The sequence below is a fragment of the Pseudotabrizicola sp. 4114 genome, from assembly GCF_031457365.1.
Lineage (GTDB): Bacteria > Pseudomonadota > Alphaproteobacteria > Rhodobacterales > Rhodobacteraceae > Pseudotabrizicola.
This window is the reverse complement of record NZ_JAVDWP010000005.1, coordinates 38983-59392: the sequence shown is the minus strand read 5'-3', so window position 1 is coordinate 59392 and position 20410 is coordinate 38983. Positions and strand designations below refer to the sequence as shown.

Here is a 20410-nt window from a genome sequence, read left to right as displayed (position 1 = left end):
CGGTCCTCATGCCAGCTTATCGAGGATCTGGCGCAAAAGCGCCAACCCCTCACCGCTGAACTGCACGGATTGCGTGACCTTGCCCGCGCCGTCGCGGTCGGATGATCCGTAGGTGTCGATCTGCAAGTATTGGACGCCATCCTGCGTGAAGGCGTGAAAGGTGGCGTCAACGCGGCTGTGAACCGTTGTGCGCAGCGGGTCCTTTTCCGTCAGGCTGTCAATCCGGGCCATCATTCAAACTCCATGATCACTTCATCGACCTTCAGGCTGGCCCCGGCGCTGGCGGTGATCTTTTTGACCACGCCTTTGCGTTCGGCCTTGAGGATGTTTTCCATCTTCATCGCCTCGACCGTGGCCAGCGGCTGACCTTCCTGCACTTCGTCGCCTTCGGCCACGGTGATCTTGACGATCAGGCCGGGCATCGGGCAGAGCAGATATTTCGACGTGTCAGGTGGCAGTTTTTCCGGCATCAGGGCGTAAAGCTCGGCCTGACGCGGGGATTGCACCAGCACCTTTACATCGGCCCCGCGCAGGCGGATGCGAAAGCCCATCGGGATCTTGCCAACCTTGAGCACCACCGGCGTGCCATCCACCCGCAGCCGGGCAAGGCTGTCGCCCGGGGTCCAGTCCGACGCCACGCGCAGGCTGGTGCCATCGTCAAAAGTCACGGTCGAGCCGGATTTGTCGGCGGCGACGGTGACCGCGTACTGGGTGCCTTGCAGGCTGACCACCCACGGGTCGCCGACGCGGCGCTGGTGATTGTCCATCGTGCCGGAGATTTTCGTGCGGCGGATTTCGGCGACGCGGTTCATTGCGGCACAGGCGGCGGCGACCTGTCGTAGCATCTGCGCATCCAAGCTGACGCCCTGAAAACCGTCCGGGAATTCCTCGGCAATAAAGGCGGTGGTGATGTTGCCAGAGGTAAATCGCGGGTGGTCCATCACCGCCGAGCAGAATGGCAGGTTGTGGCCGATGCCTTCGACCTCGAACGTGTCGAGCGCCAGCCGCATTTCCTCGATCGCGGCGGCCCGGGTCGGGCCCCAGGTGCAGAGCTTGGCGATCATCGGGTCGTAGAACATGCTGATTTCGCCGCCCTCGAACACGCCGGTATCGTTGCGCACGATGCCGGTGGCGGTCTTGCCCTCGACCGGGGGGCGATAGCGGGTCAGGCGGCCGATGGAGGGCAGAAAGTTGCGGTACGGGTCTTCGGCATAAAGCCGCGATTCCATCGCCCAGCCGTTGATCTTCAGGTCTTCCTGACGGAACGGCAACGGCTCGCCCGCCGCGACGCGGATCATCTGTTCGACCAGATCGACGCCGGTAATCAGTTCGGTGACCGGGTGTTCGACCTGCAGACGGGTGTTCATTTCTAGGAAAAAGAAATTGCGCTCGCCATCAACGATGAATTCAACCGTGCCCGCCGAGGTGTATCCGACCGCGCGGGCAAGCGCGCAGGCCTGTTCGCCCATCGCCTTGCGGGTGGCGGCGTCCAGAAACGGCGAGGGGGCCTCTTCGATGACTTTCTGGTTGCGGCGCTGGATCGAACATTCGCGTTCGTGCAGATAGACGGTGTTGCCATGCTGATCGGCCAGCACCTGAATTTCGATGTGCCGGGGTTGGGTCACGAATTTCTCGATAAAGATCCGGTCGTCGCCAAAGCTGCTGGCGGCTTCGTTCTTTGACGATTGAAAGCCCTCGCGCACCTCGGATTCACTCCACGCGATGCGCATGCCCTTGCCGCCGCCGCCGGCAGAGGCCTTGATCATCACCGGATAGCCGATTTCGCCGGAAATCCTGATCGCCTCATCGCCATCGGCGATCAGACCCATATACCCCGGCACGGTCGAAACCCCTGCCGCCATCGCCAGTTTCTTGGAGGTGATCTTGTCGCCCATAGCTTCAATCGCGGGGGATGGCGGGCCGATGAACACCACGCCTTCCCGCTCCAGCGCCGCGGCAAAGTTCATGTTTTCCGAAAGAAACCCGTAGCCCGGATGCACCGCCTCGGCCCCGGTCTGGCGGACCGCGTCGAGGATCTTGTCGATGACAATATAGGATTGGTTCGCGGGCGACGCGCCGATGTGCACGGCTTCATCCGCCATACGGACATGCAGGGCGTTGCGGTCGGCGTCGGAATAGACGGCAACCGTCTTGATTCCCATCTTCTTGGCAGACTTGATCACACGGCAGGCAATTTCGCCCCGGTTGGCGATCAGAATTTTCTTGAACATCGGCTCTCTCTCCCCTCGGGCAGAGTCGGGCCGGACCCTGCGCCGCAAATGAAAAGGGCCTTCCAGCCGGTATGGCTGAAAGACCCTGTTTTCGAATGATCTGTGATCAGGCGATCTGCCGAAAGTCTGCGCCGCGCAGTGGCGGCGGGCAGATCAATAGCAGTTGTTGGTGCCCGGAATGATGCACGAGCCGCCGCCAGCAACGGCGCCGATAAGCGCGCCTTGCGTTTTGGAGCCGCCGGTTGCGCCTGCGATAAGAGCGCCGGTTGCAGCACCACCAACGGTACGGACAGCCGCGCTGTTGAGCGGGGCCGAGTTGCCGTAGCCGCCGCCGCCCTGGACGCAGCCAGCGAGCGAGAGGGCAAGAGCCGATGCGATAAGGATGTGTTTCGTAACCATGTGTGACTGCCTCGTGTCAGGGTTTTTATTACGCCTGACTCTACTCCATCCATGGCCGTGGAAAAGGGGAATTTTCCGTGTGGCCCGTCATCGGCAAGGCTTTGCCACCGATAAAAGTGCGGCCCGGACCCAAGGGGACCGGACCGCAAGGCAAGGGAAAGGGACGTCCCATGGTCCCCGGACCGGGGATGAGGAGCCCGGACCGGACAAACCACAGACTGTGGGCTGTGTGCGTTGAAATCAAACGCAATTCCGCCGTGCCGCGCAGGATGCGCGGGCCTTTGCCAGTGCGGCGAACGGGTCGGCGGAACGGCGCGCATCAATCGTCATCCCCGTCGTCGGTCTCGTCCCAGATCACTTCTTCGGCATCGGCAGCGAAGACGGCGGGGAACGAGACTTGCGCGATTTTCAGATTGACGCGCAGCAGCGCGTCATAGCTTTCAGGATCAAAGGGATCTTCGGCCGGAATGACCTCACGGCCGAACAGCCAGGACAGACGGCCGGCGTCCAGATTGCCGCGCTCGAACGGCTCTTCGCCAAAGCACTGCCAGATCGCGGCCATGAAGCCTTCGTCCGCCTTGCGGTCGGCAAGCTTGCGGTCGCGGTAGCGCTCGCGCTTGATCAGCTTGGCCGGGCCGTCCTTTTTATTGGCGCGGCGGATGGTGAATTGAAAATCGGTGCCCGGAAGGCGGCCCGGAAAGCCGCGGTGTTTCAGCATGATGTGCCCCCTGTGGTTGGATGGGCACAGCAATAGGCATCTGCGCGCCCAAGGCCAAGGGGCGAGGATGTAATTGAATGCGACGCCGTATGGTCATACGGGCGCAGCCAGGTCATCGCTGAAAGGTAGGATGTAGTCGCATCCGGGGCCGGCGGCGCAGTGCGGGCGGCAAGGATGCGGGCCGCGCCCTGGCGCGGGGGAAGTGATGGGGCGGGATGTTGCGGATCAGATCCGGCAGCCCGCCCGACCGACTTACTTGTATTTGCCGGTGTAGGTGGGTTCGACCGAAACCGGTTCGTCCACATAAACGACTTCAGCTTCTTTGGTACCGGCGCAGGCTGCCACAAAGGCGACCATGCACAGGGCCAGCAAAGTTTTCGTGCTCTTCGACATCCTCTACTCCTATATTCTTGGAAGGTTGCTTCGGAATGTCCGATAGCACACCCTTCATGCGAGGCAAAGGCCGCTTGGGTCCGGCCTCCGCTTACACTAGCGGATTGCCGCCGGGTTTGACATGGAATGTTTGCCAAGTTTTCCGCCTGTGACTCTGCTACATCAGAGTGGCGGGCGGCGGGAATGCGGACAACCATATCTGGTGGGAGCATCAGAAAATCTCCCATATGCAGATACCATCGTGATAGCTGAACGCCTCGAAAAACTGGGTTGCCTCTGGCATCGCTTCGCCGAACGGCACCGGCTGATCCGACATCGAGACGATGATCTGGGTGGGCTGCGGGCCAAACTCTGCCAGCCGGGGCAGCGCATAGGTCTGGCACAGGTGCATCATATCCTCTGCCGCCACCTCGTAGGGGGTGGCGCCCGACTCGCTGACGATCTGCGGCGCGACAAAGCGGAACCGCACCGCCAGCCCGTCCGGGCCGGGGACGTTCCAGATCACATCCTGCAACATCACCGGCTGGCCCGAGGGCACCGGAATCAGCGCCCCGTCGCCCGGAATGACATGGGCAGCCGCGTGATGATCGGACAGTTCGTCGGCAACGGGGTCGGTCATGACCGGCTCCGCTGTGGTCGGCTGCGCGCGGCCCCTGCCCTGCTGATGATTGCCATGGATACACCCTCTTTGTCCTGCTGCGTTCAGAGAGGGATGTTATCGTGCTTTTTCCACGGGTTCGCCAACTTCTTCGTGCGCAGGGACGCAAAGGCCCGGCAAACCCGGCGACGGGTGGAAGAGGGCATGATCACCTCGTCGATAAAGCCCTTTTCAGCGGCAACAAACGGGTTGGCGAACCGGTCTTCATAGTCTTTGACACGGGCGGCGATCTTGTCCTTGTCGCCCAGCTCGCTGCGGTACAGGATTTCCACCGCGCCCCTTGCCCCCATCACCGCCACTTCGGCAGTCGGCCAGGCATAGTTGAAATCGGCCTGCAAGTGCTTGGACGCCATCACGACATAGGCCCCGCCATAGGTTTTCCGGGTCAGAACAGTGACTTTCGGCACCGTCGCCTCGCCATAGGCAAACAAGAGCTTTGCGCCATGCTTGATCACGCCGCCATATTCCTGGCCGGTGCCGGGCAGAAAACCGGGCACGTCCACCAGCGTCAGGATCGGGATTTCGAAGGCATCGCAAAAGCGGACAAAGCGCGCGGCCTTGCGGCTTGCGTCGATGTCCAGACACCCCGCCAGCACTGTGGGCTGGTTGGCAACCACGCCAACCGACTGCCCCTCCAGCCGGATGAAACCGGTGATGATATTGGCGGCAAAGGCGGCCTGAATTTCAAAGAAATCGCCCTCGTCCGCGATCTTGGTGATCAGCTCCTTCATGTCATAGGGCTGATTTGGATTGTCGGGCACCAGCGTATCAAGGCTTTTGTCCACGCGGGCCGGGTCGTCAAAGAACGGGCGCACCGGCGCTTTTTCGCGGTTGTTCAGCGGCAGAAAGTCGATCAGGCGGCGGGTCTCGGCCAGTGCCTCGACATCATTTTCAAACGCCCCATCCGCGACCGAAGACTTCCGGGTATGGGTCACGGCCCCGCCCAGCTCTTCGGCGGTCACCACCTCGTTGGTGACGGTTTTCACGACATCGGGGCCGGTCACGAACATGTAGCTGGAGTCTTTGACCATGAAGATGAAATCGGTCATGGCGGGCGAATAGACCGCCCCCCCGGCACACGGCCCCATGATCAGACTGATCTGCGGCACCACGCCCGAGGCCATGATATTGCGCTGAAACACCTCGCCATAGGCGGCAAGGCTGGCAACACCTTCCTGAATGCGCGCGCCACCGGAATCGTTGATGCCGATCACCGGCGCACCGTTCTGAATCGCCATATCCATGATCTTGCAGATCTTTGCGCCATGGGTCTCGCTGACCGACCCGCCCATCACCGTGAAATCCTGTGAAAACACATAGACCTGACGGCCATTGATGGTGCCCCAGCCGGTGACCACCCCATCCCCTGCAGGACGATCCTCCTCCATCCCGAAATCGGTGCAGCGATGGGTGACAAACATGTCGAATTCCTCAAAGCTGCCCTCGTCGAGCAACAGCTCGATCCGCTCGCGGGCGGTCAGCTTGCCCTTGGCATGCTGGGCATCGACCCGCCGCTGCCCCCCGCCCGCGCGGGCAGTTTCACGGCGGCTTTCAAGCTGGGCCAGAATGTCTTTCATCGCGCCGACTCCCCTGCGGATTTGCCGCACCATAGGAGGCGTTGCTGCGGGCGCAAAGTGGATTTGAGAAAATTTGCATAGTATTTTTTATCGCCTGATCGCAAATTGCAAAGTTGTATATTTTCTGCGGCTGCACAGATCTTCAGACCCTTCGGCTGAAGGTCCGGACCCAGCGAAAATCGCCGCTGACCAAGAGTATTGGTAAAGTATCTTGACCAGAATCACCATGTAATGCTCATATTCAGCGATGGAGCGGCGTTGGCAGTGGGAGGCTGTGTCACTCCATTCACCCTAAGGGAGGATCAGATGACACATATGCAAGTCCTGAAAGGACTGCTGCTTGGCACCATACTTTCCGGCCCGGTCTTTGCTCAGGAAAACCTGGACAAGCTGACCAACATGCAAAAGACTGGCGCAACCTTTACCACTGTCGAACAGGACGGGGCAAAAGGGGCGGCGCTGCGCGATATCGTGCAATACATCAATGTTCCGGAAGGCTTCGATGTAAGCCTTTATGCGGTTGTGCCGGACGCGCGCTCCATGGCCATGGCGCCGCAGGGCACCGTGCTCTTTGCGGGAACGCGCAAAGACAAGGTCTGGTCGATCGTGGACCGGGACCGCGACCGGATTGCGGATGAGGTAAAGGATTTTGCCCCCTCAATCACGTTTGACATTCCGAACGGTCCCTGCTTTTCGCGCGACGGGTTCCTGTACATCGCTGAACGGAACCGGGTTCTTGTCTTTCCTGCGGCAGAATTCTTCTTCGAAGGGCCTGACATTGCCGTAGGTGTTGTCGTGCCGCAGGGTGAGTTGATCCCGGCGGAGGAGGAGAGCTTCAACCACACCGCGCGGGTGTGCGACGTCGGGCCGGATGGCAAGCTCTACATCTCGCTCGGCCAGCCGCATAACGTCCAGCCGCGTGAAAAACTTGAGCTTTACGATGAGCTGGGCATCGGCGGCATTATCCGCATCAACACCGACGGCACAGGCCGCGAGGTCTATACCCGAGGGGTGCGCAACTCTGTTGGTCAGGATTTCAACCCGGCCACGGGTGAGCTGTGGTGGACCGACAATCAGGTTGACGGGTTGGGGGACGATATCCCACCGGGGGAATTGAACCGGCAAACTGCGGCAGGCCAGCACTTTGGCTTTCCATGGACCAACTCGCGCGTCGAGATTCCCGATTACAAATCCGTTCCACGCCCCGAAGGGGTGACATTTGTCGAACCGCAGCTTGAACTGGAAGCGCATGCCGCAGATCTTGGTATGCGGTTCTATCAAGGCAAGTCTTTCCCTGACAAGTATCACGGCGGGATCTTCTGGGCGCAGCACGGATCGTGGAACAGAACGGTTCCGGTTGGCGCCAGGGTGATGTTCACGGCGCTTGACGAAAACGGCGACGCGGTCGGCGCAGAGGTCTTTGCCGACGGCTGGCTGAATGAGGAAACCGGCGAGTATCGCGGTCGTCCCATGGACATCGAGTTTCTGCCGGATGGGTCGATGCTGGTGTCTGACGACTTTGCCGGAGCGATCTGGCGGATCGCCTATAACCCGAAGCCGGCCGAATGAGCCGCGCACTTGCCATCGTTCTCGGCGGGCTTATGCTCGCCGGGGGCTTCCCGCAGCCCAGTCTTGCCGGGGATCCGGAGGCAGGGCGAAAGGTCGCCAATATGTGCCGGACGTGTCACGGCATTGACGGCTATGCGCAGATCCCCATTGCTCCGCATATCGGCGGGGAACCGAAAGAGTATCTTGAAGGGCAGCTCATGGCCTTCAAGACCGGCGCGCGCCAGCACGAGATGATGTCCGTCGTGACGGCCACGCTCTCGGCGCAACAGATTTCTGACGTTGCAGCATGGTATGCCTCTTTTACCGCGGTCGCGACGCTGCCGGCCGGTGTCACCGAGGCAGATGCTCCGGCGGCCTGTGTCTCGTGTCATGGCGCTGACGGAATATCCGTTTTGCTCGATGCGCCCAACCTTGCGGGCGAGGTGAACATCTATGTTGATACCCAGTTGAAAGCGTTTCGCCTTGGCAAACGGCAACATGACATCATGTCCGAAATCGCATCGGAAATGACGGATGCAGATATCCGCGAAGTCGCGGACTGGTATTCAAAAGTTGCGCTGGAGATCGTGCCGTCCGACTAGACAGCGGGCCGCGCTCGGTGCTCAGGATGCGATAGGTGCCTTGTCTGGTTCAGCTCAGGTCCAGGATGGGCCCGTCAAGAAGCCGCATCAGGTCGCCGAAATAGCCGCCGGACCGGGCGATTTGTGTCGGATCGGACGTGATCGCCACCGCAAGGCCGCGTTCGGGATTTGCCGCGATGATCTGGCCGCCATAGCCACGGGCGATGACCCATCCGGTCTCACTCAGAAACCAGCCCAGACCATACTCCAGCCCGGAATAGGGCGAGGTTGTCCGGGCCACCTGCGATGCCTCAACCCACTCCTGATCAACCACCTGCGTCTCGCCATAGGTGCCGCCATCGCGCAGCATCACCGCCACGCGCAGCATCGCCTCTGGCGTCAGGGCCATCTCGTTGCCGCCAAAGTAGTACCCCTGCGGATCACGGGTCCAGGATGCCACATCAATGCCAAGCGGCCGGCCCAACCGTTCCCGTGCCAGCTGCCGCAGGTCTTTGCCGGTGGCCACCGCAATGGCCGCCCCCAGAACATGGGTGGTCCCGGTCGAATAGATCATCCGCCCCCCGTTGGGCGCGATCCGGGGTTGGCGCAGGGCATAGGCGATCCAGTTGCGCGAATTGACCCAGGCGCCGTACTTCGCGCCTGACGTGCCTTCCAGCCCGGCGCGCAGGGTGACCAGATCGGCCATGGTCAGATCAGCCACCCCCTCTGTCGCATCGCCGGGGATCAGCTGCGGCGCGACCTCGCCCAGACGTGCCGAAAGCCCGGCAATTTCACCCCGCGCAATCGCGGTGCCAAGCATCAGCGCAAGGATGCTTTTGGAGCAGGATTTGATGTTAGCGCCAGCCTCCAGCCCCCGGCCCCGCGGGGCCTCGGCCAGCAACCGCTCACCCCCTCGCTGGACCAGAATGGCATGCAGCTGCGGCAGCCCAAGCGCCGCGTCGCGCAGGGTACTGGTCGGCACAGACTGCGCGCGCAGAAGAGATGGGCAGGCAAGCGCGCCAGCCAAAACTGCGGAAAACTGACGGCGTGAAAGCATCTCACCTCTGCGGACATGGCGCTGACGATGCAATATCATAGCCCACACAGCGCCTTGGGAAACGGGTCGGCTGGTGAATACAGAACACAACCGATCACGAGACAGCGATTGCCGCGCGCTTCTCGCACCCTGAAAGATCAAGCCTTGCGCCCGATCAGACGCGGGGGCCGTACCGCAATTCTTGACAAAACCTTAAACTCACATCTTAAGCCATTGAATTCGCACAGTCCTTATCTGTGTAACACAGGGGGCAGCCCCACCCCCCTTGACACAGCGGCCAAAAAGCCTCATCTCACCCCTATCCGAAGCCCGTGCCGCGTGAGCACCGAAAGGCCCGGATACAGGTTCCCACCATCACGCAGGGGCGCCGACGGCGCGCACGGTCTCTCAAGTTGTTGGGGGACGAGGACCGCCTGCTTTTTGTTTGATGGAACGACCCAATGACCACATTTGCAGACCTCGGGCTCAGCCCGAAACTTCTCAAGGCACTTGAGAAAACCAATCTTCAGACGCCGACGCCGATTCAGGCGCAGGCGATCCCCCATATCATGCAGGGCCGCGACCTGATGGGTCTGGCGCAGACCGGCACCGGCAAAACGGCGGCCTTTGGCCTGCCGCTCTTGCACCGCCTGCTCGACATCGGCCACCCGCCCGCGCCCAAACACGTGCGCGCGCTGATCCTTGCGCCGACGCGCGAGCTGACGCTGCAGATCAAGGACAACCTTGAGGTCTTTACCAAAGGCACGCCGGTCAAGGTGACCATGGTGGTCGGCGGCGCATCGCTGTTCCGTCAGGCACAGGCGCTGTCCAAGGGCAGCGACGTGCTGGTTGCCACCCCGGGCCGCCTGATCGACCTCTTGGAACGTGGCGATGTCAAGCTGGACCAGTGCGCCTATCTGGTGCTGGACGAGGCCGACCACATGCTCGACATGGGTTTCATCCATTCCCTGCGCAAGATTGCCAAGCATATCCCGCTCAAGCGCCAGACCATGCTGTTCTCGGCCACGATGCCCAAGGATATCTCTGAAATCGCCGACACCTACCTGCGCGACCCGGTCCGGGTGCAGGTCACCAGCGCTGGCAAGACCGCCGACAAGGTGACACAAGGCGTGCACTTCCTGCCCAACGGCGACAAGGCCCGCGTGCTGGAGGATTACCTCAAGAAGCATCCGACCGAACAGGCACTGGTCTTTGGCCGCACCAAGCATGGCTCGGAAAAGCTGATGAAGCTGCTGGCCGGCTGGGGCTTCAAGGCAGGCTCGATCCACGGCAACAAGTCGCAGTCCCAGCGTGACCGCACCCTGACCGAGTTCCGCAATGGCGAGCTTGATGTGCTGGTGGCCACCGATGTCGCGGCGCGGGGGATTGATATTCCGACCGTCCGCCATGTCTATAACTTCGACATGCCGAACGTGCCGGAAAACTATGTTCACCGCATCGGCCGCACCGCGCGCGCCGGGGCCGAGGGCACGTCGGTCAGCTTCTGCGCCCCCGCAGAGATGGGCGAATTGCAGGCGATTGAAAAGCTGCTGAAAAAGCCGCTGCCGATCCTGGGTGGTGCGCCATGGTCCGCTGATATGGTGGCCGCAAGCCCGAAGCCCGGCCAGAACCGTGGCCAACGCCCGGCCCGTCCGCAAGGCGGCCGCCCGCAGGCTGGCAAACCCGCCGGGGCAAAGCCGCAGCAGGCACGTCCGGCCGCCAAACCCAAGCCGATGGGTGGCGGCAACGTCCCCCGCCGCGCCGAGGGTGGCAAGCCAGCAGGGCAGCGCCGGACTAGCTGACCCCGTTCTCCAGGTGCAGCTTCATGTCAAGCAGCACCTGTTGAATCGCCAGCGTTTCGCGCAGCATCCGCTTTGCCTCGTTGACCGTGATAACACCGTCGCCAATGGCGGTGTTATACTCGCTCATCAACATGGCAAAGCGCTGCGCGAGCACCACGACATCCTGATTGACCCCCTTTGAGGTCGCATTGCGCTTGTCCGCGTCATAAGACAGCGTGATCCCCCGCAGATCGGCCAAAGCCGAGGTGACATGCGGAAACCGCGCGGCGGATTCCAGCTGCGCCACAACGTCGACCGGCATGAAACGGTCGTCATGTTCATCCTGATCCGAATAATAGCGCCCCAGCGTGGCCTTGGATTTGCCTGTCAGCTTGCAGGCGGCCTCGATGCCCACATCCTTGACCAGGGCCTCGCTATGCTTTTTCAGATAGGACGCAACCGACATTCACAACCTCCTTCACCCCGCACCCCGGGGAAATCACACAATCTTTTCCCATTAATGATACGGCAAGTGGTTGTCATAGATAAAGATGTTCCGGGTGTTTTCCGGAACAGTAGTGAGTGGCCGATGTCCCCAGCATCGGCTTTGGTGGGGGTCCGCCGTGCCTTGGTCCCTGTAAGGGATGGTTGCAAGGCCGTGCGGCGGGCCCGTCATTTGGTATCCGTGTGTCTTGGTATGTGATAAATGACGGCCCGCTGCGGCCCCCGCCAACAGGTTTCTGGCCCGTCCGAAACCCACCCTGATCGCTTGCAGGCTGCTGCCGGAATCGGATAGGTGCTCTGCCATGGCAAAGCTGTATTTCAATTATTCCACCATGAACGCGGGGAAATCGACCCTGCTGCTGCAGGCCGCACACAACTATCGTGAGCGCGGGATGGAGACATATCTGATCACCGCGCAATTCGACAACCGCGCCGGTGAAGGGCGCATTGCCAGCCGCATCGGCATCGGCGATCCAGCTGATACCTTTGCCCCTGATGAGGATATGTATGCCAAGCTGAAGGCGCGCATAGCCCTTGGCCCGGTGTCTTGCGTGTTCATCGACGAAGCGCAGTTCCTGTCGAAACAGCAGGTCTGGCAACTGGCCTGCGCCGTCGATGATCTGTCGGTGCCGGTGATGTGCTATGGCCTGCGGGTGGATTTTCAGGGCCAGCTGTTTCCCGGCTCGGCCGCGCTGCTGGCATGGGCGGATGAAATGCGCGAGGTCCGCACGATCTGTCATTGCGGCAAAAAGGCCACGATGGTGGTGCGCAAGGGCCCGGATGGCCGGGCGTTGCGCGATGGCGATCAGGTGGTGATCGGCGGGAATGAGACCTATGTCAGCCTGTGCCGCAGGCATTGGCGCGAGGCGGTCGGCAACTGACCCTCCAGCGACAAAAGCCGTCAGGCTTGCGGCGCGACGGGTTCGCCCGCACCCGCCCGCAGCGCGATCATGCTGCCCGCCGCCACAATCAGCACCATGCCGCCAACCGCCATCGGCGCCAGCACCTCGCCCCACAGGGTCCAGGACCAGAACGCCGAGGCGGGCAGGATCACATACTCGATCACCGAAGCCCGGCCCGCATCGGTGATCTGATAGGCCCGGATCATCATGCCCACGCCCAGCAGCGACCCCGCCGCCTGCACAAAGGTCCACAAAAGGAACGGCCCGTTCGGTATCACCCAACCCCGCATCAGAAAGCCATCCGGCCCGACCGGGGCAACCAGCGGGGCCAGCGTCAGCAAAATCATCCCCAAGGCACCGAACAGGCCCAGCGTGGCAAAGAACCCGGCCAGCAGCGTCTCGGCGCTTTCCTCCGGGCACCATTCGCGGGTCGCCACATTCCCCAGAGCATAAAGCGCCCCCGCCAGCACCGGCAGGACAGCGGCGGCAGATGCCCCCGATACCGCCTCTGGCCCCAGCACCAGCAACACACCGACAAAACCGACCGCCACCGCCAGAATCCGCACCGGGCCAATGGCATGACCATAGGCAAAGCGCGAAATCAGCAGCACAAAGATCGGCGCGGTGAACAGACCTGCCGCCACAATGGCCACCGGCAGAAAGGCCAGTGCGCCAAAGTAGATCACCATGGCCAGCCCGTGGATCAGGCTGCGCGCCACCACCGCCCGCAGATTGACCGGGCGCAGCCGCAGGCCCAGCAGCGGCACCAGCAGGCCAAGCAGCGCCAGCGCCATCACCGTCCGGGTAAAATGAAACTGCCACAGCCCATGTTCCTGCGCGATCACCCGCACGTAATTGTCAGTATAGCCGATCAGCATCGCATAGCCGCAGATCAGCCCGGCGGCGGCAAGTGTGCGGTCCTGGTGTGCGGCAGGCATGGGGCATCCCTTTTTGTTTTCTCTGTTGAACCCTGCCCGGCGACGGCCTGCGCGTCGGAAAGCGACACCTGCAGCCCTTTCCGGGCGAGCGCAGGGAATGGGGGCGAACACAGTGCGGGTGATTGTGGCCCGAACAGGCTTGGTCTAGTGTCAACCCCATGACAGGCAAGGCTCCGCGCGCCATGACGGCATTAAAGCAATATACCCGGCTGGAAAGCGGTGGGCTGTGGCGTGACACACCGACATCGCAGCGCCGCGAAGTCATCGTGGCCTTTCGTGAGGCAACGCTGGTTCTGTCTGATCCCAAAAGCGAATCCGCGCTCAGCCACTGGTCCCTGCCCGCGATCGAGCGGCTGAACCCCGGCGAGCTTCCGGCGCTGTTCGCCCCCGGAACCGAAGCAATCGAGACGCTGGAACTGGACGACCGCGATATGATCGCCGCGCTGGAAACCGTGCGCAGTGCGCTGGCCGGGCAACGGCCAAAGCCGGGGCGGTTGCGCGGCGGGTTGTTGGGCGGCGGCACCCTGCTGGTGCTGGCTCTGGCGGCATTCTGGCTGCCGGATGCGCTGGTCAGGCATACGGCCTCGGTGCTGCCCGCAGCGACACGGGCGGCAATCGGGCAGGCCGCTCTGGCCGATGTGCAACGGCTGACCGGATCAGCCTGCACCACGCCGCTGGGCAGCTTTGCCCTGACCGCGCTTGGCGACAAGCTGTTCGGCCCGCACCGGGCGCAGATCCTGATCCTGCGCGAAGGTCTGTCAGGGTCCGCCCATCTGCCGGGCGGCACCATCCTGATCGCCCGCCGCTTTGTCGAAGATGAGGGCGGGCCAGAGGCGCTGGCCGGGCTTGCCCTGATGGAACGGCTGCGTGCCGAGGCACAGGACCCGATCCTGCCGGTGCTGAAACACGCCGGGCTGACCGCAACTTTCCGCTTGCTGACCTCTGGCATCCTGCCGGATTCGGCATTGGCGGGCTATGGCGAGGTGCTGTTGCAGGACAAGGGCCTCGCCGTGCCCGACGACGTGGCGCTGGCCCGGTTCAAGGCGGCGGGGCTGTCATCTGCCCCCTATGCCTATGCCATCGACCCCAGCGGCGAAGCCACCATCGCGTTGATCGAGGCGGACCCGCTGGCCGGTCTGGTGCCCGAACCATTGATGCCAGACAGCGATTGGGTCAGCCTGCAAGACATCTGCACCACAAACTGAAAAGGCCCCCGACACCGGATGTCAGGGGCCTTTTCAGTTTACATCGGCTCAGGCGTCAGCGGATGAACGCATCCCCAAATCCCGCACGACGGGCGGCAGACAGCGCCGCCTGCGCCTCAGACCGCGATCCGAACGGTCCTGCCAGCACGATCTGCAACGGCTTGCCGTTTTTCGAGATCTTTGACCGGGCGACCGGCAGACCCAAGCCCGACAGCCGCGACGAGGCCCCTTCGGCATTTGCAGGCTGGCCAAAGGTGCCGACCTGCACATAGCTGCGGCCTGTGCCCTGCTGGGATGCGGCTTTCGGCACAGCCGGTTCCGATTTGGTCGAGGTGTAAACCTCGCGGACAACACCCCTTTTTCCCTTTTGCTTCACCACATCGGCGACCAGACGGGCGGGCACGTCACGGGTCCAGACCTGATCCTGCTGGTCCCAGCCCTGCTGGGTGCCTTTGGCCCGGTTGGGGTTCAGGCGGTCATCCTTGAACGCCGGTCTGTACCCCTTTGGCACGGCCGGCTGCCCCTGCGACGCGGCAACCACCCGCTGCGTTTGCCGGGTACCGACACCTGCGGCCGGGTCCGGCCCTTCCAGATAGCCGGACGGGGCCACAGCCGCCGCACCTGCCAGCAAGCGCGGCGCGCGGGCATTTGCGATGTCGCCATCGCCGCGGGTACACATCACCACGCTGCCCCCGTTCTGCAAGCGGAACCGTTCGGCCACCGGCGCATCGGTATAGCAGCCGATCCTGCCGCCGCCCGCAGTTGTCGCCACCCGTTCCGCCGGTTGGCGGCGCTGCGCCTCGGGCGCGGGTCGCTGCACCACCACACGCGGGGCAGGCACCGCGACCGGCGCGGGCACATAGGTTGACGGAGCCACGCGTTGCGGCGCCTGCGTGCTGCGGATGCGCGGCGGCGTGGTGATGCTGGCCACGGTATCCATCGGCCGCCGTCCCGTCACTGCCGGTTCAGGCGCGCGCGCCACCGGCGCCGGAGCGGCCCGTGGCGGCTCAGCTATAGCCACCTGATTGTTGCCAAAGGTGGGCGGATAGCCACACAGCGGCGCCCGGTTGCGGCTGACACGCGGCACCCAGTTGGTGCGGCCACCAAGCCCGGCGCGCAGGAAAACGCAGCCCCGGCTGTCAACATATTGCTGTCCTGCAAAGGACGCCGGCGGCTGCTCACGCGGGCCACCAAAATCACCGGCCGACTGAGCATTGGCAACACTCAACCCGGCCACGACCGCCAGAACGGCGGCCGAAACCAACTTCAACACCATGACTACCCCCAAGTAGCGTATGGGGGATACTGGAATAATATTGTTTCCGAGTAAAGGGATTAACCCGCTATTTTGTGCCAAACATCCGGTCACCCGCATCCCCTAGCCCCGGGACGATATAACCGTGATCATTCAAATGGCTATCGACCGAAGCTGTCACGATCGGCACATCGGGATGTGCCTCTTGCATCCGCCTGATCCCTTCGGGCGCGGCCAGCAGGCACAGAAACCGCAAGTTCTTTGCGCCGTTGTCTTTCAGCAACTGCACCGCCGCCACCGATGAATTGCCGGTGGCCAGCATCGGATCAACCACGATACACACCCGGTCTTCCAACTGGGTCGGCACCTTGAAATAATACTGCACCGGCTGCAGCGTTTCGGGGTCGCGGTACAGCCCGACAAAGCCGACCCGCGCCGCCGGGATCAGCTCCAGAATGCCATCCAGCAGCCCGTTGCCCGCCCGCAGGATAGAGATCAGCGCCAGCTTCTTGCCCTCGATCACCGGCGCGTCCATCGGCTCCAGCGGGGTTTCAATCCGCTTGGTGGTCATCGGCAACTCACGCGTGACCTCATAGGCCAGCAGCAGGGAAATCTCGCGCAAGAGCTGGCGGAACGACGCGGTAGAGGTGTCCTTTTCCCGCATCAGGGTCAGCTTGTGCTGGACCAGCGGGTGCGAAACGACGGTCAGATGGTCCAGCATGATCAGGTCTCCAGAAGTTTGCCGATGCGTGCGCGTGTATCGGCATCACAGAACGCCGCGTCAAGCGCGGTGCGGTTCAGCGTGGCGAAAACCCCGTCATCCCAGTCAAACGCCCGGTTCAGCTCGTCAACCTCGCGCACCATGGTGGTGTGGAAAAACGGCGGATCATCGGTGCTGACCGTCACCTTGACGCCCCGGTCATAGAGCTGCCCGATCGGATGGCTGCGCCAGCCGGGATAAAGCCCAAGCGCCACGTTCGATCCGGGGCAGACCTCCAGCACGATGCCACGCTCGGCCAGTTCATCGACCAGTGCCAGATCCTCGATGGCGCGCACGCCATGCCCGATCCGCTCGACGCCCAGATCATTCACCGCGTCCCGCACCGATTGCGGCCCGCCCCATTCGCCCGCATGCGCGGTCAGCCGCAGCCCCGCCTCGCGCGCGCAGTCGAATGACCAGAGGTAATCCTTTGGCGTCAGCACCTTCTCATCGCCCGCGATGCCAAAGCCCACGATCCAGTCGCCCGCCGTATCGGCGGCACAGCGGGCGACCTCGCGCGCTTTTTCCGGGCCAAAATGGCGGATGCAGGTGATGATGCCGCGCAGGGTAATGCCCATCGTACGCTCCGCCTGATCCGCCGCCTCGCGGATCGCGTGCAGATATTCGCGCCAGGCGCCAATATCCCGCCCGCCGCAGAAATCGGGGGACAGGAAGGTTTCGGAATAGACCACACCGCTGGCGGCACTTTCCTCCAGCACCGCAAGGGTCAGGCGGGCGTAATCCTCGGGCGATTTCAGCGCACTTGTCGCAGCTTCATAGACCTTCAGGAAATCCCAGAAATCCTTGTACTGATAATGCCCGCGCTCATCGAAAATGCCCGCGATGTCCAGCCGCTTTTCCTTGGCCAACCCCCGGATGAACGCAGGAGGGGCTGCCCCCTCCAGATGCAGGTGCAGTTCGACTTTGGGCATCATGGCGCGGGCTTCCTTCTCATTCATCTTGGTAAAAATACTCCGGGGGTGCGGGGGCTGGCCCCCGCTTCTTCCGGGTCAGAGGAAACTTTTCCCGGGCGCAGAAGCCCGCACCCCCAGATGCGCCGCCACACTGGCCCCCACATCGGCAAAGGCGCACAGGCCGATGGGCCGCAGCCCAAGGCCGGTGCCGATCACCGGCACCCGCTCACGCGTGTGCTCGGTGCCGGGAAAGGTCGGATCATTGCCGTGATCGGCGGTAAAGATCGCCAGATCACCGGGGCGCAGAGTGGCCAGAAACCGGGGCAGATTGGCGTCAAACCCTTCCAGCGCGCGGGCATAGCCCGCTACGTCGCGCGGATGGCCGTACAGGCTGTCAAACTCAACAAAGTTGGCAAAGGTCAACGAACCGGCCTCCGCCTCGTCCCCTAACCGCACCAGATGTTCGAAAAGGTCAGCATCGGATTTGCCCTTGTGCAGCTTGCCGACGCCGCGCATCGAAAAGATGTCGCCGATCTTGCCAATGGCATGGGTCATCTGCCCCTGCCCCGCCACCCAGTCCAGCAGCGTCGGCGCAGGCGGGGCAATGGCATAGTCACGGCGGTTCGCGGTGCGTTTGAAATCGCCGCAGCCGCCGGTAAAGGGCCGCGCAATCACGCGACCCACGCGTCTTGCATGCAAGGTCGGGGCCAGATCGGCGCAGAGCTTCAGCAGCCGGTCCAGCCCGAACGCCTCTTCATGCGCGGCGATCTGAAACACGGAATCGGCAGAGGTGTAGCAGATCGGCCAGCCGGTCTGCAGATGCGCCTCACAATGCGCGGCGATGATCGGCACGCCCGAGGCGTGGCAGTTGCCCAGGATCCCCTCCGTCCCGGCCAACCGGCAGACTTCGGCCACCAGATCCGGCGGAAAGGCGGGTTCGGTTGTTGAAAAATAGGTCCAGTCCCAAGGCACCGGCACACCCGCCAGCTCCCAATGGCCCGAGGGCGTATCCTTGCCGCGCGACACCTCGGTCGCAGCCCCCCACAATCCGGTGGGCGTGGCCCCCAGACCCGGCGCATCTGCGCCTGAGGCCAACCGGATCGCCGCCCCCAGCCCCAAGCGGTCAAGGTTGGGCATCCGCAACGGCCCGCTGCGGCCAACCTCGGCCTTGCCTGCTGCACAGGCCTGCGCGATATGGGCCAAAGTATTGGCCCCGGCATCCCCAAAATCGTCCGCATCCGGCGCGCCGCCGCAGCCGACCGAATCCAGCACCACAAGAAACGCGCGTGCCATCAGCTGATCCTTTTCAGCACAAGCGGGCCTTCATCCAGCACCGAGGTGCCGACGCGATAGGCCGCCTGCACCGCCCGCACCGCCGCCTCTGCCGCGTCTTCGGTGGCCGCATGCACCATGGCAAGCGGCACCCCGGCCCCGATTTCCTCGCCCAACCCGATCAGGTCGGACAGACCCACCGCCGGGTGAATCCTGTCGCCTTCGCGCAGCCGCCCGCCGCCCAGATGCACCACGGCATGACCCAAAGCCTCGCCATCTATATGCGCGATAAAGCCGTCATCCAGTGCCGGCACCTCGCGCACCACGGGGGCTGCGGGCAGACGGTCGGGCCAGCGTTCGACGAAATCGGCCGGCCCGCCCTGCGCCGCGACCATCCGGCCAAACGCCTCGGCCGCAGCCCCCGATTCCAGCGCCTGCGCAATGCGCCCGGCCCCGTCTTCGGCATCCGCCGCCAACCCGCCCAGCGCCAAAGCCTCGCCGCCCAGCGCGCAGGTCAGATCCCACAACGCCGCGTTCACGGACGTGCCGGTCAGCGTTTCCATCACCTCGATCACCTCCAGCGCATTGCCCGCCGCTGTGGCCAAGGGCTGCGACATATCGGTGATCAGCGCCGTCGTCATGCAGCCCGCACCCTGCGCCGTGCTGACCAGCGCGCGGGCCAAAGCCTCGGCCCGCTCCGGCGTCTTCATGAACGCGCCAGAGCCGCATTTGACATCCAGCACCAGCCCCTCCAGCCCCGCCGCCAGCTTTTTCGACAGGATCGAGGCGGTGATCAGGTCGATGCTTTCCACCGTGCCGCTGATATCGCGGATCGCATAGAGCCGCTTGTCGGCGGGAGCGAGGTCGGCACTGGCCGCCACAATCGCGCAATGCACCCGGCCCATCTGGGCGCGAAACTGATCTTCACTCAACCCGGTGCGGAACCCGGGGATCGCCTCCAGCTTGTCCAGCGTGCCACCGGTATGGCCCAGACCCCGGCCCGAGATCATCGGCACATAGGCCCCGCAGACCGCGAGCGCCGGGGCCAGCAGCAGCGACACGCAATCGCCAATCCCCCCGGTCGAATGCTTGTCGAGCACCGGGCCCGGCAGATCCCATTCCATCACCCGACCAGAGTCGCGCATCGCGCGGGTCAGCGCCACCCGCCCCGCCTCCGACAGCCCGCGCAGCAGCACCGCCATGGCAAAGGCCCCGGCCTGCGCATCGGTCACAGCGCCCGAGGCCAGACCCCCGGCAAACCACGACAGCGCACCCGCCGATGGCGTCTCCCCGTCGCGGACCTGTGCGATGATGCTGCGCGCATCCATCAGGCGCGGTCCATATAGGCGGCGGTGAACACACCGGGCAGCAATTCGCCGACCGTCAGCGTGCGCTGCGCGCCATCGGTGGTGCAGAGCGTGACCTTGACCCCCGCATCGGCAAATTCCGCGATCTTCTGGCGGCACCCGCCACAAGGCGGCACCGGATCGGGGCTGTCGGCGATCACGAACACCTCGGCAATCCGCGTATCCCCCCCGGCGATCATCGCGGCAATTGCCCCGGCCTCGGCACAGGTGCCCTCGGGGTAGGCCACGTTTTCGACGTTGCAACCCACATAGACCGCGCCAGAGGTGCTGCGCAGCGCCGCCCCCACCAGAAACCGCGAATAGGGCGCATAGGCGCGCAGGCGAACATCGGTGGCAGCTTGCAAAAGGGACATTTCAGCCTCGGTTCTTGA

General features: G+C 63.3%; 21 protein-coding genes. 5 read left to right on the top strand and 16 right to left on the bottom strand.

Features of this window, described 5'->3' with window-relative positions; all coding sequences use genetic code 11:
• Nucleotides 1-6: 6 nt before the first annotated feature.
• The 7 genes from J2X53_RS12960 to J2X53_RS12930 form a co-directional block, all read right to left on the bottom strand.
• The gene (locus J2X53_RS12960) at nt 7-234 is read right to left on the bottom strand and encodes a hypothetical protein (protein ID WP_349037917.1); all 228 of its coding nucleotides are present in this window, start codon (nt 232-234) and stop codon (nt 7-9) included.
• Nucleotides 231-2231, bottom strand: coding sequence for an acetyl/propionyl/methylcrotonyl-CoA carboxylase subunit alpha (locus tag J2X53_RS12955; protein WP_349037916.1), 2001 nt, complete (start codon nt 2229-2231; stop codon nt 231-233). Before J2X53_RS12955 ends, J2X53_RS12960 begins: the two co-directional genes overlap by 4 nt.
• A gap of 153 nt (nt 2232-2384) precedes the next feature.
• On the bottom strand, nt 2385-2630 hold the full coding sequence (locus J2X53_RS12950; RefSeq protein ID WP_349037915.1) for a hypothetical protein: 246 nt from the start codon (nt 2628-2630) through the stop codon (nt 2385-2387).
• Between the two features lie 319 nt (nt 2631-2949).
• Nucleotides 2950-3348 carry a hypothetical protein gene (locus J2X53_RS12945; protein WP_349037914.1) on the bottom strand — a complete coding sequence of 133 codons (399 nt, stop codon included), beginning with the start codon at nt 3346-3348 and terminating at the stop codon, nt 2950-2952.
• A 252-nt stretch (nt 3349-3600) separates the two neighbouring features.
• On the bottom strand, nt 3601-3741 hold the full coding sequence (locus tag J2X53_RS12940; RefSeq protein ID WP_349037913.1) for a hypothetical protein: 141 nt from the start codon (nt 3739-3741) through the stop codon (nt 3601-3603).
• Between the two features lie 211 nt (nt 3742-3952).
• On the bottom strand, nt 3953-4360 hold the full coding sequence (locus tag J2X53_RS12935) for a DUF6497 family protein (RefSeq protein WP_349037912.1): 408 nt from the start codon (nt 4358-4360) through the stop codon (nt 3953-3955).
• Between the two features lie 83 nt (nt 4361-4443).
• Nucleotides 4444-5976 (bottom strand): acyl-CoA carboxylase subunit beta, encoded by a 1533-nt coding sequence (locus J2X53_RS12930; protein WP_349037911.1) that lies wholly within the window; start codon nt 5974-5976, stop codon nt 4444-4446.
• Nucleotides 5977-6282: 306 nt separating this feature from the next.
• Between J2X53_RS12930 and J2X53_RS12925 the strand changes: the two genes are divergently transcribed.
• Nucleotides 6283-7545, top strand: a complete 1263-nt coding sequence (locus J2X53_RS12925) for a PQQ-dependent sugar dehydrogenase (RefSeq protein WP_349037910.1) — start codon at nt 6283-6285, stop codon at nt 7543-7545.
• The gene (locus J2X53_RS12920) at nt 7542-8126 is read left to right on the top strand and encodes a c-type cytochrome (protein ID WP_349037909.1); all 585 of its coding nucleotides are present in this window, start codon (nt 7542-7544) and stop codon (nt 8124-8126) included. Before J2X53_RS12925 ends, J2X53_RS12920 begins: the two co-directional genes overlap by 4 nt.
• Nucleotides 8127-8175: 49 nt before the next feature.
• On the opposite strand, the gene J2X53_RS12915 is transcribed toward J2X53_RS12920, so the two are convergent.
• The gene (locus J2X53_RS12915; protein WP_349037908.1) at nt 8176-9162 is read right to left on the bottom strand and encodes a serine hydrolase; all 987 of its coding nucleotides are present in this window, start codon (nt 9160-9162) and stop codon (nt 8176-8178) included.
• Between the two features lie 440 nt (nt 9163-9602).
• On the opposite strand from J2X53_RS12915, the gene J2X53_RS12910 reads away from it, so the two are divergent.
• Nucleotides 9603-10943 carry a DEAD/DEAH box helicase gene (locus J2X53_RS12910; RefSeq protein ID WP_349037907.1) on the top strand — a complete coding sequence of 447 codons (1341 nt, stop codon included), beginning with the start codon at nt 9603-9605 and terminating at the stop codon, nt 10941-10943.
• Here J2X53_RS12910 and J2X53_RS12905 read toward each other — a convergent pair.
• The gene (locus J2X53_RS12905) at nt 10936-11388 is read right to left on the bottom strand and encodes a hypothetical protein (RefSeq protein WP_349037906.1); all 453 of its coding nucleotides are present in this window, start codon (nt 11386-11388) and stop codon (nt 10936-10938) included. The genes J2X53_RS12910 and J2X53_RS12905 overlap by 8 nt on opposite strands.
• Nucleotides 11389-11728: 340 nt before the next feature.
• On the opposite strand from J2X53_RS12905, the gene J2X53_RS12900 reads away from it, so the two are divergent.
• Entirely contained in the window at nt 11729-12307 is a 579-nt protein-coding gene (locus J2X53_RS12900) for a thymidine kinase (protein ID WP_349037905.1), read from the top strand.
• Between the two features lie 20 nt (nt 12308-12327).
• Here the strand turns inward: J2X53_RS12900 and J2X53_RS12895 are convergent, their stop codons facing one another.
• Nucleotides 12328-13266, bottom strand: a complete 939-nt coding sequence (locus tag J2X53_RS12895; RefSeq protein WP_349037904.1) for a DMT family transporter — start codon at nt 13264-13266, stop codon at nt 12328-12330.
• 182 nt (nt 13267-13448) lie between these two features.
• Between J2X53_RS12895 and J2X53_RS12890 the strand changes: the two genes are divergently transcribed.
• Complete coding sequence (locus J2X53_RS12890) at nt 13449-14471, top strand: hypothetical protein (RefSeq protein ID WP_349037903.1); 1023 nt, start codon at nt 13449-13451, stop codon at nt 14469-14471.
• 55 nt (nt 14472-14526) lie between these two features.
• Here J2X53_RS12890 and J2X53_RS12885 read toward each other — a convergent pair whose 3' ends face one another.
• The 6 genes from J2X53_RS12885 to J2X53_RS12860 form a co-directional block, all read right to left on the bottom strand.
• Entirely contained in the window at nt 14527-15747 is a 1221-nt protein-coding gene (locus tag J2X53_RS12885; RefSeq protein ID WP_349037902.1) for an SPOR domain-containing protein, read from the bottom strand.
• 67 nt (nt 15748-15814) lie between these two features.
• Nucleotides 15815-16447: a uracil phosphoribosyltransferase gene (upp, locus tag J2X53_RS12880; RefSeq protein ID WP_118149609.1), complete on the bottom strand. Its 633-nt coding sequence runs from the start codon at nt 16445-16447 to the stop codon at nt 15815-15817.
• Between the two features lie 2 nt (nt 16448-16449).
• Complete coding sequence (locus J2X53_RS12875; protein WP_349037901.1) at nt 16450-17445, bottom strand: adenosine deaminase; 996 nt, start codon at nt 17443-17445, stop codon at nt 16450-16452.
• A 51-nt stretch (nt 17446-17496) separates the two neighbouring features.
• Nucleotides 17497-18693: a phosphopentomutase gene (locus tag J2X53_RS12870; RefSeq protein ID WP_349037900.1), complete on the bottom strand. Its 1197-nt coding sequence runs from the start codon at nt 18691-18693 to the stop codon at nt 17497-17499.
• Nucleotides 18693-20000 (bottom strand): thymidine phosphorylase, encoded by a 1308-nt coding sequence (locus J2X53_RS12865; RefSeq protein WP_349037899.1) that lies wholly within the window; start codon nt 19998-20000, stop codon nt 18693-18695. The genes J2X53_RS12870 and J2X53_RS12865 overlap by 1 nt, the downstream gene beginning before the upstream one ends.
• Nucleotides 20000-20392, bottom strand: coding sequence for a cytidine deaminase (locus J2X53_RS12860; protein ID WP_349037898.1), 393 nt, complete (start codon nt 20390-20392; stop codon nt 20000-20002). Before J2X53_RS12860 ends, J2X53_RS12865 begins: the two co-directional genes overlap by 1 nt.
• Nucleotides 20393-20410 lie beyond the last annotated feature (18 nt).

Coding starts and splice junctions, on each gene's coding strand:
- J2X53_RS12940 (WP_349037913.1), bottom strand. CDS start 3,741: ATGTCGAAGAGCACGAAAACTTTGCTGGCCCTGTGCATGGTCGCCTTT.
- J2X53_RS12895 (WP_349037904.1), bottom strand. CDS start 13,266: ATGCCTGCCGCACACCAGGACCGCACACTTGCCGCCGCCGGGCTGATC.
- J2X53_RS12950 (WP_349037915.1), bottom strand. CDS start 2,630: ATGGTTACGAAACACATCCTTATCGCATCGGCTCTTGCCCTCTCGCTC.
- J2X53_RS12955 (WP_349037916.1), bottom strand. CDS start 2,231: ATGTTCAAGAAAATTCTGATCGCCAACCGGGGCGAAATTGCCTGCCGT.
- J2X53_RS12885 (WP_349037902.1), bottom strand. CDS start 15,747: ATGGTGTTGAAGTTGGTTTCGGCCGCCGTTCTGGCGGTCGTGGCCGGG.
- J2X53_RS12930 (WP_349037911.1), bottom strand. CDS start 5,976: ATGAAAGACATTCTGGCCCAGCTTGAAAGCCGCCGTGAAACTGCCCGC.
- J2X53_RS12900 (WP_349037905.1), top strand. CDS start 11,729: ATGGCAAAGCTGTATTTCAATTATTCCACCATGAACGCGGGGAAATCG.
- J2X53_RS12865 (WP_349037899.1), bottom strand. CDS start 20,000: ATGGATGCGCGCAGCATCATCGCACAGGTCCGCGACGGGGAGACGCCA.
- J2X53_RS12920 (WP_349037909.1), top strand. CDS start 7,542: ATGAGCCGCGCACTTGCCATCGTTCTCGGCGGGCTTATGCTCGCCGGG.
- J2X53_RS12945 (WP_349037914.1), bottom strand. CDS start 3,348: ATGCTGAAACACCGCGGCTTTCCGGGCCGCCTTCCGGGCACCGATTTT.
- J2X53_RS12890 (WP_349037903.1), top strand. CDS start 13,449: ATGACGGCATTAAAGCAATATACCCGGCTGGAAAGCGGTGGGCTGTGG.
- J2X53_RS12870 (WP_349037900.1), bottom strand. CDS start 18,693: ATGGCACGCGCGTTTCTTGTGGTGCTGGATTCGGTCGGCTGCGGCGGC.
- J2X53_RS12915 (WP_349037908.1), bottom strand. CDS start 9,162: ATGCTTTCACGCCGTCAGTTTTCCGCAGTTTTGGCTGGCGCGCTTGCC.
- J2X53_RS12910 (WP_349037907.1), top strand. CDS start 9,603: ATGACCACATTTGCAGACCTCGGGCTCAGCCCGAAACTTCTCAAGGCA.
- J2X53_RS12875 (WP_349037901.1), bottom strand. CDS start 17,445: ATGAATGAGAAGGAAGCCCGCGCCATGATGCCCAAAGTCGAACTGCAC.
- J2X53_RS12935 (WP_349037912.1), bottom strand. CDS start 4,360: ATGACCGACCCCGTTGCCGACGAACTGTCCGATCATCACGCGGCTGCC.
- J2X53_RS12905 (WP_349037906.1), bottom strand. CDS start 11,388: ATGTCGGTTGCGTCCTATCTGAAAAAGCATAGCGAGGCCCTGGTCAAG.
- J2X53_RS12925 (WP_349037910.1), top strand. CDS start 6,283: ATGACACATATGCAAGTCCTGAAAGGACTGCTGCTTGGCACCATACTT.
- upp (WP_118149609.1), bottom strand. CDS start 16,447: ATGCTGGACCATCTGACCGTCGTTTCGCACCCGCTGGTCCAGCACAAG.
- J2X53_RS12860 (WP_349037898.1), bottom strand. CDS start 20,392: ATGTCCCTTTTGCAAGCTGCCACCGATGTTCGCCTGCGCGCCTATGCG.
- J2X53_RS12960 (WP_349037917.1), bottom strand. CDS start 234: ATGATGGCCCGGATTGACAGCCTGACGGAAAAGGACCCGCTGCGCACA.